Raw genomic sequence first — 11,413 nt, 5'->3', positions numbered from 1 at the left:
GATCGCGCCTCGGTTTTGGGAGCGATCTGCCAAGTGGGAGAGGATAGTTAGCGCCCGCTGCTGATTGCGCGGATCAAGGTTGTCGATCTGGCTGGCAGATTGCCACAGACACTAGAAACAGATCACTCCTCGATCCCAAGGCGGAGAACCATGTGCTCTATGGCGATGGGCCTACTTCGGGCGGCCACCTCTCAGGAGTCGGTAACCCGGGGAAATCGGAGTTTCCAGCTACATGGAGCGCGCAAGATATTACGACCGCGATTTCTGATATTGCAACAGATCCAACTATCAAATGGTCGAACCCTGCACCTAAAGATCAGCGGTGCAACGGCGGAGCGCTTCGACGAAGTGAAAACGGTTTCTGCGCGACACTTATCAAGGACAAGAAATTACGCACCCTAAAAAAAACTCCCTCCTGCTTCTGTCTGTGTTAGCGGTCAGCGCAGTCGTGTTGTCCGCCTGTGCGCCAGCCCTGCCCGTACAGGCAGCCCAACTGAATGTCGCTGCGAGTCCACAGACCTTGCCCATCCGCGTTGTCCAGGAGGCAGCGACTGTTCGCCTGAGCTCAGGCTATGAACACACGATCGCTGCGCAATCTCGCTGGCGCGTTTCGGGTGCATTGCCGCAAGGGCAAGTGCTCAGACCGGTCGGCACGGTGTTCACCATCGAAGGCCGTCAGGTTCATGAAGCATACCTGGTGGTCGCCAAAGGTAGCCTGGTTGGATTCTATCTGCCGGGTGAAGCCCATTTCTCCCCCCTCGATAAACCTGTTCCAGTCATGCTTGGAGACCTTGAATGATGAAGTTTTACCGTACCGTGTTACTCGCCAGCAGTGTTGCGCTGCTGGCCGCTGGTTGCGCCTCTGGACCGCAATACAAAGAGATGGCCGGGTCCATTCCGACCCTGACTGCCGATCATGGGCGTATCTATTTCCTGCGGTCGAATTCGATCGTCGGTGCGGCAATCCAGCCCCAGATCAAGCTGAATGGAACGGCCATTGGTCATTCGAAGCCGGGTGGCTTTTTCTACATCGATGAGCCGGCTGGCCAGTACACGGTTTCGACGCAAACCGAAACGGAAAAGACAGTCTCGTTTGCACTGGATGCGGGCGAAACGAAATACGTACGTACCTCGGTCTCGTTAGGGCTACTGGTCGGCCGCGTCGTGCCATCGCTCGAGGAGCCCGATTCTGGCGCGAAGGAGATCGAGGAACTCAAGTACACGGGAGGTTCTGATGAGCGGGACGACGTAGTGCGTTCGGACCCGAACAAACTCTAACTGGAGGCTCAGCTGGCCATGTGGTAACGCAGGCGCGATGCCCGGTGCCAATCAGAATGGCCGGGCCAGTCAGCCTCAGTTAAGGAGTGCAAACTGCATGAAATATTTGAAATCCGAATGAATGTCCTTCGACCTGCCCCGATCGCGATGGCGATCGGCTTGCTGCTCTCCGCTTTTGCCTGTGTAGCCGTTGCGGCAGGCATCGTCGCTGACGGCGGTACTCCTACCTCGGTGTCCAGTGCAGCAAACGGCCACCAGACAGTGGCCATCGCGCCGGCCATCGGCGGGGTCTCGCACAATACCTATGCCTCGTTCAACGTGTCGAAGGCTGGCGCGGATCTCAACAACGCCGGCATCAACGCGAACACGATCGTCAACCAGGTCAGCAGCACCAATCCGTCGCTGATCCAGGGCGCGATTTCCGTGCTGGGACCACGCGCGAACGTGATCCTGGCGAACCCGAACGGCATCACGGTCGACGGCGGCAGCTTCGTCAATGCCGGTCGCGTCGTGCTGTCGACCGGGCAGGTGAGCTTCAATGACGTGACGGTGGCGGGCAACACGCAGCGCAACATCGTACTGACGACTAATGACGGCGCCATCACGATCGGCCCGGGCGGTCTGACCGGCGACCTGGTCAGTCTGGATCTGGTCGCGAAGCGCCTCGCGGTAAACGGACCGGTCTCGAATGGATTTAGCGGTTCCCTCACGGGCATCCGCGCGATCATTGGCGACAGCACGAACACCTATGACACCAGCTTTTCGCCGGGCGATAATAACAACGACTGGCGTACGAGTTCGACCTCGCCCGGAGCCAGCAGTCCGGGCATCGCGGTGGACATCACCGAACTGGGTGGTCTGACGGCCGGCCGCGTCGAGCTGATCGTCAATGACCTGGGCGCTGGCGTGCGCAATCTCGGTTCGATCTATGCAAGCGCGGGCGATGTGGTGGTGTCGGCTAATGGTGACGTCAGTGTCGGCGGGGGGAACGCCCTGGGTTCGATCAGGGCAGCGGGCAATATCAGCATCGCCACGACAAGCGCGCTGTCGCTGCTGGGTGGCCAGGTCAGCGCCGCCAATGATGTAACGGTCAATGCGAACCGCATCGCGTTCACCGACAACGGAACGGGCCCGTCAGTCCTGACAGCCGGCAACGCGGTGAACCTGACCAGCACGGGCGATATCGCCAGCACCGGGAGCACGATCCAGGCAGGGATGATCGCACCGGACGGCTCAGGTGCTACGGCCCCCAGCGGCGGCGACGTGACGCTGACGGCGGCCGGCAACATCACGAACGCATCGAGCCCAGCGAACCTCGGGATCATTTTCTCGGCCAATGGGGCGGTGTCGCTGGGCGCGCAGGGCAACATCACCAACGACAACGCGCGCATCGAGTCAAACGGGGCCGTGAACCTCACCGCGCAGGGCGACGTGCTCAACACGATCGACCACACGGGCGGCGCCGGTGATGGCCAGCCGCTCGCGTATTCGCGCAGCAGCGGCTTCCTGTTCTTCAGGCACAACACGAGCGGCTTCGACGTCGATTACGGCACCGTCGATGAACCGGACCAGCTTGCGACGATCGCGTCGACGAATGGCCCGGTCACGATCGCCGGGCGCAACGTCACCAACAGCGGCGGCCTCATCCAGTCGAACGACGGGGCGATCACGATTACCGCGCAGGACGCCTTTACCAATGAGGCGGTGTTCGCGGGTCAGGCCAGCTATGTCAACAGCTGCTGGATTGTCTGTTACGCGAACGCATCGAGCAGTGTGGCGCCGTACGGCGGCACGATCCAGTCGGGTTCCGACATCACGATCACGGCGGGAACGAGCGCCAGCAACATCGGCGGCAACGTCTATGCGGGGGGCAATCTCACCGTGAACGCCCCGATTACCTACGCGCAGGGCGTGACCGGCTATTCGGCGATCAACCAGGACCGGGGCTTCAAGGCGTTCTTCGGCAGCACCTGGGCGCAGATTATCGCGACCGACGTGGGCGGTGGTTTCACCGCCGATGGACAGGTCACGCTGACGGGCGACGGCGTGATCGACGGCGGCTATTTCACCGGCGGCAAAGGCGTGTCCGCGAGGGGCGGCCTCACGACGGTGCGAGCGCCCACCACCACGCCGGTGCAGCTCGGCGAGCATCTGGGTCTCACGACGTGGTGGTGGCGCTGATGCGGGAGTTTCTCAAAACCGCAGTCTGGATGGTGGTGTTGCTGCTGGTCGGACTGCTGATCTTCGTACTGGAGACGGCGCCTGCGCACGCACAGACCCCGCCCCCGGGGCCTCAACCGGTTCCGGCTATCCGGCCCGTCCAGGACCCCGCGCAGCAGCTGATCGACCAGCAGCGCGAGCAGGCCCGGCAGCGGCAGCTGGCCCAGCCGCCGGCGTCGATCACGGTGCCGCCGGTGCTGGAACCGACACCCGAACAGACGCTCGACATTCCGCCCGGCACGCCGGTCGAGGCGATTCCCGAGACCGGCTCGACCTTCCGGATCGGCCGGATCGACGTGACCGGCAACACCGTGCTGCCGCCCGCGAAAATCAACGCCATCACGGCACCGTTCGCCGGTCACGAACTTGGTTCGCACCGCCTGAACGTGCTGCTCAAACGTCTCACCGGGGCGTTCGTGTCGGCGGGCTATGTGACGACGCGCGCGCTGCTCGGTCCGCAGAATCTTGAGTCCGGCACGCTCACGATCACCGTGCAGGTCGGCCACGTCGAGCAGTACACGATCAATGGCCAGCCCATTCACCGGCTTGAAAAGGACGAACATTCCGCCGGTGGCGGTTGGCTCACCGATGCCGGTTACGACAATGCCTTTCCTGCCGCACCCGGCGATGCGCTGAACCTCACCGATCTCGATCAGGGCGTCGCGCAGATCAACCGGCTGCGGCGCAACCAGGCTGCCGTGCAGATCCTGCCGGGGCAGAGCGCCGGCGATTCAATTGTCGCCATCCGCAACCAGCCGGGCGATCGCCTGTACTACAACCTCGGCGTCGACAGTTATGGCAGCACGTCGACGGGCATCACGCGTTATCGCGCCAGCGTCGAGGCCGACAACCTGATCGGCCTGCAGGAGTCGCTGAGCCTGAATTACATCGACAGCCAGGACAGCAACGCGCTCGTGGGCTCATTCGCGATCCCATTCGGGCGGCACACCTTCAGCTACACGCTGTCGGACTCCGAATACCAGCAGATCATCGGTACGACCGCGCTCGAATACGGCCGAACACTGAGCCACATTTTCGGCTGGAACTACACCCTCGATCGGACGCAGGCCAATATCCTGAACCTGGATGCGACGCTGTCGTGGCGGCGCACCGATCGCGAAGTCAACGATATCGAACTCGATCCGCAGCACATCGCGGTGCTGAGAATCGGCGGTAACTGGCTGCGCAAGTTCGTACTGAACGATGCGCCCGGCAATGTCACGTTCGATGCGGGCGTGTCGCAGGGGCTCCCGTGGCTCGAGGCCGATCATGACGCGCCCAATATCCCGCGCGACTATGCGCACAGCCAGTTCACCAAGCTGGACGCGACGGCGACCTTCACGGTGCCACTGCCGAAGCTCACTAGTGCGGCATTCGCGTATCGCGGCACCCTCGGCGGCCAGTTCACCAACGTCGCGCTCTATGGCTCCGAGCAGCTGTATCTCGGCGGCATGGACACCGTGCGGGGTTTCCGGTCCGGCGAGATCGTCGGCGACCGCGGTTTCTATACCCGCAACGAGATCGCCTGGATCAACGCGCCTGCATGGCATGACAGCCGCCTCGAGCCGTATGTATTTCTCGACGCGGGCAAGGCCGGCCTTGTCGCGGTGCCGGGTTTCCCGACGCTCGCGGGCGTGGGTGCGGGCCTGCGCGTGCAGTGGCAATGGCAGCAGCGGATGATTTCGGGCGAACTGACCGTTGGCCGGGCGCTGACCCAGCCAGCAAGCCTCGGCCCCAAAGCCACCCTCGTACTCGGCACGGCCAACCTTAATTTTTAACCAAGGAAACAGATGAACCACACCCCCCTGATCCGCACGCTGTGCGCAAACACCTTCGCATCCGTCGCCCTGAGCATGACGATGTCGATGCCGGCCCATGCTGACACCGCGCCGGTCGCTTCACTGGCCACCGCGGCGGGCAACGCCTTGCCCGCGGGCACGATCGCCATCGTCAATGGCGCCGCAATCCCGCAGTCGCAGCTCGACGATGCAGTGCGCGTGGCCGTCCAGGTGGCGCATCAGGTCGACACGCCGCAGTTGCGCCAGGCCCTGAAACAGCAGCTGATCGTGCGCGAACTGTTCCGTCAGGGCGCGGAGAAAGCGCATTACGACACAAAGCCGGAAGTGCAGCAGGCGATGCAGGCCGCCACGGTCAATGCCGCGACGCAGCTGTACCTGAAGGATAACGTCCACCCCGAGCCGGTAACGGACGCGCAGGTGAAGGCGCGCTATGACGCGATCGTCGCGTCGCTCGGCAAGGAAGAATACAAGCCGCGCGTGATTACGGTTGCAGACGACGCCACCGCGAAAACGGTGCTGAAGACCCTGAAGTCGGGCTCCGCTTTCGATGCGCTCGCGCGTCAGTACAGCGTGGCGCCGAACAAGGCTGTGGGTGGCGAGCTGCCGTGGGTGAGCTTCAAGGCGCCGCTCACTGAGGGCAACACGCAGGGGTTGCCACTCGCGGTCGCGCAGGCGATCACGCAACTGCCCGCCGGTGGCGTGACACCTACGGCGATTGCCGTGGGTAACGAGCGCGTGATCGTGAAGCTCGATGCGAAACGTCCTGTCCAGGTGCCGGCGTTCGATCAGGCGAAAGACACGATCCGCCAGCAATTGCAAACGCTCGCGCTCGAACAGGCGAGTGCGAAGTTTACCGGTGGACTGCTCAAGGGGGCGGTGATCCAGCAGTAGTTTTCACTTCATGCCGCGCAGGCCGACGAAGATGATCGAAGGTATCCGCTCATTCCGCGTACGCAGGGATCAATGAAAGTACTCGCATATCTGGAGACAGCCAACTCCGCAAGTGGCATTTCAATTGCCTTTGCGACGCTCGGTCATGGTTTTGAGGCTTTTGAGACGATCGATAGCCTGAAGGAACGGATCAGGCAGCCGGACGCGGATCTGGTCCTGATCGGGTGGTCGACCAGAGGCATGAGCGGTCTGGACATTCTGCGCTGGGTCAGAACAAACTGCCCTACCGATGTTGCTGTGGCGTTCCTTTCGACCAATGGCCGTGCTGCCGATGTTGCCATGGCGCTGCAGAGCGGCGCGGACGATTATTTCGTTGCGCCGATCGAATTCCAGGCACTGATGGCACGCTGCGAGGCGTTGATCCGGCGTATTTCACCGGCACGGCTATACGCTGCGGAGAGCTATCGCGTGGGACCCTATACGCTCAATGCACGCATGCAGACGGTCCATCTGGATGGATCCGTCATTTCCCTGACGCCGCAGGAAATGCAACTGGCACTGCTGTTTTTTCGAAATCTGTCAAAACCGATTTCGCGTGAACACATTCGGCAGACCGTCTGGGGTGTGCATGCAAAGATTGCGGCGCGCGCGATTGACACACAACTCTCGCGCCTGAGGACAAAACTCAGGCTCGACAGGGAAAATGGGATTCGCCTGAGATCGTTCTACCGGCAAGGTTATGTGCTTCAGCACTGGACCGATGAGTTACCGACGGATCGCAACGATATGTTGCAGGAAAGTAACAATACCACTTCGCGCAATTAAGAAGGCTGTTAGTACATCGAAATTGTTTGATATCGTTTGCCCTGCGTCGGAGAAGAAAAACTGCGACGAACCAGCTGCCAGTCGTTGCGTGGCAGCTACATCAACGGTTTCTGGAGATCATTTTTATGAAAAAGTCACTTCTGGCTCTTGCTGCATTGGGCACGTTTGCAGGCGTCGCTCATGCGCAGAGCAGCGTGACCCTGTATGGCATTATTGATGAAGGTTTCAATATCAATACCAACGCGGGTGGCAAGCACCTGTACAACCTGTCGAGCGGCGAGTTGCAAGGCTCGCGTTTCGGCCTGCGCGGTACGGAAGACCTCGGTGGTGGTCTGAAAGCGCTGTTCGTGCTCGAAAACGGTTTCGACGTCAACACCGGCAAGCTGGGTCAAGGCGGCCTGATGTTCGGTCGTCAGGCTTACGTCGGCCTGTCGGGCCAGTTCGGGACGGTCACGCTGGGTCGTCAGTACGACTCCGTTGTCGACTACGTCGGTCCGCTGGAAGCGGGCGACCAATGGGGCGGCTACATCGCTGCTCACCCGGGCGACATAGACAACTTCAACAATGCGTACCGCACCAACAACACGGTCAAGTTCACGAGCGCGAACTACAACGGCCTGACGTTCGGCGGCACGTATAGCTTCGGCGGCATCGCGGGCAACTTCACCGAGAACCAGATCTGGTCGCTGGGTGCCGGCTACAACAACGGTCCGCTCGTTCTCGGCGTCGGTTATTTGAACGCACGCACCCCGGCAGCGTCGGGTGGCCTGTTCAACAACGGTGGCCAGTCGCCGCTGCCCGCAGCGAGCGCAGCAGTGGCGTCGCCGGTCTACGTTGGCTTCTCGTCGGCCAACACGTACCAGGTGATCGGCGCGGGTGGCGCTTACACGTTCGGCGCAGCGACGGTCGGTTTGACGTATTCGAACATCCGTTTCGGCAACCTGGGCAAGACGTTCGCATCGCCTTACGCTGGCCAGTCGAAGACGGTCCAGAACGCGGAAGTCAACTTCAAATATCAGCTGACTCCGGCGTTGCTGGTGGGCGCGGCGTATGACTACACCCGCGGCGCGGAAATCACCGGCGCATCGCGTGCCCAGTACCACCAGGGCGCACTGGGCGTGGACTACTTCCTGTCCAAGCGTACCGACGTATACCTGACTGGCGTGTACCAGCACGCGTTGGGCGAAACGCTGAATGCAGCAGGCAATACGGTCGATGCAACCGCCGCTATCAACAACCTGCCGGGTTCGTCGAGCCAGAACCAGTTCACGGCTCGCGTCGGCATCCGCCACAAGTTCTAACCAGCGCCTGATCCATAGCCGCGCAAGGAGCCAGCCAGGGGCACAAGCCAACGGCTGGCTTTTTTATGCCGTGTCGTCGGAGCGCCTTTGCGGCATGATCCGGAATTTCCGAACAGGCATCGTCGAGACGAGAATCCATTTTTCTGGTCTGTTAAACCCGGGAATTACGTCCGAGATCTATCGTCATGCATCTAACTCACAGTGAACGTACGGCCTTGCGAAACGCGTCGACCGAGGGTATCGGCGCGGTTGAGCAGATCGTCAGACAGATCCAGCAATCCAATCCGCGTGCGTTCCACACAGCGGCGACGCTTTCGGGGCGAACGTTCCATGACGAGCCAGGGGATTCAGTGCCGTGCCAGGGCTTCGTGCATGCCGCAGACGCAACAGAGACTGCCCGGGCCCGCATTGGGCGGCAGGTGAGCGCCTGATCATCTATGCCCGGTATCGGCAGAAAACCCGCAATTCCTTTTTTGAGATCGGGCTTCCGATGCACCAAACTTGCCAGTTTGCCGGATAAAAACGCGATGCAATTCGAACGGTTTCACTTTGCTCTGATCGGGATTTGCATGTTCCTGGGTGCGGCGGTCGGTGGTGTACTGGCCGGAACGAACGGTGCCATTGGGGGCATGCTGGCCGGAGCGCTGGTAGGCACGATGGTGGCAGTATCGCTCCTCGGCACAGACACCACGGAGTAGAGCGCGTAGACAAGCGACCGGATTTTTCACAGAAAAATGGAAATAGGACAACATAACGTTGAACGGCTGGACAGGCACTGGCGGTTGTTGTCGCCGCTGCATCAGGCGTTCGTGACGGAACTGGGCCGCACGGGAGTAGGCGACGCGGCATTCACGCTCGCGCTCGTGCTAACGAGGATGCTGAATACATGGGCCTACAGGTCCTTTTCGGCAGATGCCGCGGCACAGGAGTCCGGCCTCACTCTTGCTGAGTTGACACGGGCGGTTGTGGAACTCGTTGATCTCGGCGCGCTGGATGTACGGAAGAAGACCTGCCTGGGTCGCAGGATGACCCTGTACCGGCTCGGCAAGGCGATCGTGTCGCGCACAGGCACCTTCGTGGCTCCGCCTGAAGATGCGGACACCGTACGGTGATGCGGACCAGTGAAGTCTGAGGCGGCGACTCCAGTCAACGCAAAGCCGGGGCCGACGTTCCGCTTTCCGCAGCTGCCGCCCGCAATCCGGCTGCAGGACTGGCCGTTCTATCTCGACCGTGAGCGGCAGCGACAACCCACGGTGATATAACCTTCCAGCCACCGCAGTTGTCGGCTCCCTGAAAGAAGCGGTCAGCGTGAACCCCAGGTGTTACGGGCCGGCCGGCAGCACTACACTCAGTTACATAAATGAGCCATTCAGGATGCAGCGGGCACCGGTCACGATCCAGCACCCGTTTCAGCCTAACCCCGGGCGGGGGAAACGATGACAGGGTCCATGTCAGTTGTTGCGCTGGTCGAGGATGACGAGTCGGTCTGCCGCGCTTTGGCGCGCGTCATCCGGTGCGCAGGCTATCGCGTCGATGCATACCCCTCGGCCATGGAATTCCTTGAACACGTCGGCGGTCGCTCAGACCTTGGCTGCCTGGTGCTCGATGTCCACCTTCCAGACCTGAGTGGCCTGCAGGTGCAGCGTGAACTGGCGGAAGCGGGCGTTGTGCTTCCGATTGTCTTCATCAGTGGCGACGGCAACGTTCCCGCCATTGTGATGGCGATACGGGGCGGGGCGGAAGACTTCCTGATCAAGCCGGTCGACGACACCGGGCTGCTTGATGCTATCGGCCGGGCCGTCATGCGCTCGGCGAAGCTGCGCGCACAGACCGCGGAACAGAACGCCATCCTTGAACGTATCGGACAACTGACGACGCGCGAGCGTGAGGTATTGCAAGGCGTCCTGACCGGCCACCTGAACAAGCAGATCGCCAGTGAACTGGGAATCACCGAGAAAACGATCAAGCATTATCGTGCGCACGTCATGGACAAGCTCGGCGCGCACTGCGTGGCCCACCTGTTCCAGCTTGCGCATATGGCGGGACTCACAGAGCTGGCTGGTGCCAGGCATGACGAGCCGGACAGGGACTTCCGCGCATGACTCACCGGCGCAGGCTCTGTCGCGTTCAAGGTGAGCCACTATGCTCGCAGCAAGAAGGGCGCGCCGTCCGCGGTCTGCGCGCCCTTGTCCGCGGACGCCGACCGCGGCGATGCTAGGCACGGCAATGTCGAGCACGCGAATCGCCATCCTGTCCCATCAATTCAAGACGGTACTGATCGAGTGCTTGCAACCTGTCATGGCATGCCCACTCCAGTAGTTTCGTGCTGCGCATGAATATTGCATGGAAATCCGGGGTGATGGGCACGACACGAAACATGTCTTGCAGGAGACGTAAGTGTAATCCTCCATGAATATTCGCAGCAACGAGTGTCGCGGCCAGGGTTCACCGCATTGGCGTCCCAGCTGCCGCTCCGCTAGTCTGGAAAGGCACGCTATCAGATATTCCATCCCATGCAGCATACGAAGATATCCCTCTAACCGTCGGCGAGCTGTGGGTATTGTGCGAAGGTGCCCATGGCCGGTCGCGAGTTTCTCATGGAGATCGCGTCATGAAGCACTTGCCATATCGACACTTCAGTGTCATCAGTTATGCCGTGCTATTGATCTTCAGCAGCACGGCGCAGGCGCAGTCGCTCGAGGATCAGTCCGCGCAGGACAATATCGCGACGTTACGCCATGAACTGGACGAACGCATCAGGGAACTCGATGCCATCAAGCGCAAGCTCGCCGACGAAGAGGCGAACTTCGCCCGGCTGAGTCGCGCGCTGGACGCAGGCAAGCTGGACACGCAGCGAGGCGCCGGTGGCCAGGATGCCAACGGCCTGCCGCTCGGAACGAGCGTAGCGCCGGATGCCGCGGCGGCGGACCAGAGCACCGCTCCGGCAGTCTCGCAACCGGCTACCGGAACCGCGCCGGCCGGTACTGCGCAGAACGCGGGCAGCGTGGACCAACAACCCGCTTCGCCCACGCCGAACCAACCTGTTGGCCAGGCTCCGGTAGCGGACTCTCGCCCGCCTGCCGTTGCACCGATTTTCGA

General features: G+C 61.5%; 11 protein-coding genes and 1 pseudogene. All 12 read left to right on the top strand.

What is annotated here, in order from left to right:
• The first annotated feature begins 152 nt into the window (after nucleotides 1–152).
• On the top strand, nucleotides 153–434 hold the full coding sequence (locus tag KHO33_RS43050) for an EndoU domain-containing protein (protein ID WP_200568020.1): 282 nt from the start codon (nucleotides 153–155) through the stop codon (nucleotides 432–434).
• A 221-nt stretch (nucleotides 435–655) separates the two neighbouring features.
• Entirely contained in the window at nucleotides 656–799 is a 144-nt protein-coding gene (locus KHO33_RS42450) for a hypothetical protein (RefSeq protein ID WP_234480884.1), read from the top strand.
• On the top strand, nucleotides 796–1,278 hold the full coding sequence (locus tag KHO33_RS38980; RefSeq protein ID WP_200568018.1) for a DUF2846 domain-containing protein: 483 nt from the start codon (nucleotides 796–798) through the stop codon (nucleotides 1,276–1,278). Before KHO33_RS42450 ends, KHO33_RS38980 begins: the two co-directional genes overlap by 4 nt.
• Before the next feature lie 117 nt (nucleotides 1,279–1,395).
• The gene (locus KHO33_RS38975; RefSeq protein WP_234480883.1) at nucleotides 1,396–3,459 is read left to right on the top strand and encodes a two-partner secretion domain-containing protein; all 2,064 of its coding nucleotides are present in this window, start codon (nucleotides 1,396–1,398) and stop codon (nucleotides 3,457–3,459) included.
• Nucleotides 3,459–5,276: a ShlB/FhaC/HecB family hemolysin secretion/activation protein gene (locus tag KHO33_RS38970; protein WP_200568017.1), complete on the top strand. Its 1,818-nt coding sequence runs from the start codon at nucleotides 3,459–3,461 to the stop codon at nucleotides 5,274–5,276. Before KHO33_RS38975 ends, KHO33_RS38970 begins: the two co-directional genes overlap by 1 nt.
• 12 nt (nucleotides 5,277–5,288) lie before the next feature.
• Nucleotides 5,289–6,188, top strand: a complete 900-nt coding sequence (locus KHO33_RS38965) for a peptidylprolyl isomerase (RefSeq protein WP_200568016.1) — start codon at nucleotides 5,289–5,291, stop codon at nucleotides 6,186–6,188.
• A 72-nt stretch (nucleotides 6,189–6,260) separates the two neighbouring features.
• Nucleotides 6,261–7,013 carry a response regulator transcription factor gene (locus tag KHO33_RS38960; protein ID WP_200568015.1) on the top strand — a complete coding sequence of 251 codons (753 nt, stop codon included), beginning with the start codon at nucleotides 6,261–6,263 and terminating at the stop codon, nucleotides 7,011–7,013.
• A gap of 125 nt (nucleotides 7,014–7,138) precedes the next feature.
• The gene (locus tag KHO33_RS38955; protein WP_211629288.1) at nucleotides 7,139–8,314 is read left to right on the top strand and encodes a porin; all 1,176 of its coding nucleotides are present in this window, start codon (nucleotides 7,139–7,141) and stop codon (nucleotides 8,312–8,314) included.
• A 437-nt stretch (nucleotides 8,315–8,751) separates the two neighbouring features.
• Nucleotides 8,752–9,012, top strand: coding sequence for a hypothetical protein (locus KHO33_RS38950; RefSeq protein WP_200568538.1), 261 nt, complete (start codon nucleotides 8,752–8,754; stop codon nucleotides 9,010–9,012).
• Between the two features lie 36 nt (nucleotides 9,013–9,048).
• Nucleotides 9,049–9,426 carry a hypothetical protein gene (locus KHO33_RS38945; RefSeq protein ID WP_200568539.1) on the top strand — a complete coding sequence of 126 codons (378 nt, stop codon included), beginning with the start codon at nucleotides 9,049–9,051 and terminating at the stop codon, nucleotides 9,424–9,426.
• Between the two features lie 336 nt (nucleotides 9,427–9,762).
• Entirely contained in the window at nucleotides 9,763–10,416 is a 654-nt protein-coding gene (locus KHO33_RS38940; protein WP_234480965.1) for a response regulator transcription factor, read from the top strand.
• 509 nt (nucleotides 10,417–10,925) lie between these two features.
• A pseudogene (locus KHO33_RS38935) lies at nucleotides 10,926–11,413 on the top strand (acetate kinase); the annotation flags it as partial.

Source organism: Paraburkholderia nemoris (genome assembly GCF_905221015.1).
GTDB classification, from domain to species: domain Bacteria; phylum Pseudomonadota; class Gammaproteobacteria; order Burkholderiales; family Burkholderiaceae; genus Paraburkholderia; species Paraburkholderia nemoris.
Note: the sequence above shows the minus strand (reverse complement) of the source record. Positions and strands in the feature narration are given on the sequence as shown.

What these genes read in the sequence shown, in the direction of transcription:
- KHO33_RS38980 (WP_200568018.1), top strand. Translation starts at nt 796, where the DNA reads ATGATGAAGTTTTACCGTACCGTGTTACTCGCCAGCAGTGTTGCGCTG.
- KHO33_RS38975 (WP_234480883.1), top strand. Translation starts at nt 1,396, where the DNA reads ATGAATGTCCTTCGACCTGCCCCGATCGCGATGGCGATCGGCTTGCTG.
- KHO33_RS38970 (WP_200568017.1), top strand. Translation starts at nt 3,459, where the DNA reads ATGCGGGAGTTTCTCAAAACCGCAGTCTGGATGGTGGTGTTGCTGCTG.
- KHO33_RS38965 (WP_200568016.1), top strand. Translation starts at nt 5,289, where the DNA reads ATGAACCACACCCCCCTGATCCGCACGCTGTGCGCAAACACCTTCGCA.
- KHO33_RS38960 (WP_200568015.1), top strand. Translation starts at nt 6,261, where the DNA reads ATGAAAGTACTCGCATATCTGGAGACAGCCAACTCCGCAAGTGGCATT.
- KHO33_RS38955 (WP_211629288.1), top strand. Translation starts at nt 7,139, where the DNA reads ATGAAAAAGTCACTTCTGGCTCTTGCTGCATTGGGCACGTTTGCAGGC.
- KHO33_RS38950 (WP_200568538.1), top strand. Translation starts at nt 8,752, where the DNA reads ATGCCCGGTATCGGCAGAAAACCCGCAATTCCTTTTTTGAGATCGGGC.
- KHO33_RS38945 (WP_200568539.1), top strand. Translation starts at nt 9,049, where the DNA reads ATGGAAATAGGACAACATAACGTTGAACGGCTGGACAGGCACTGGCGG.
- KHO33_RS38940 (WP_234480965.1), top strand. Translation starts at nt 9,763, where the DNA reads ATGTCAGTTGTTGCGCTGGTCGAGGATGACGAGTCGGTCTGCCGCGCT.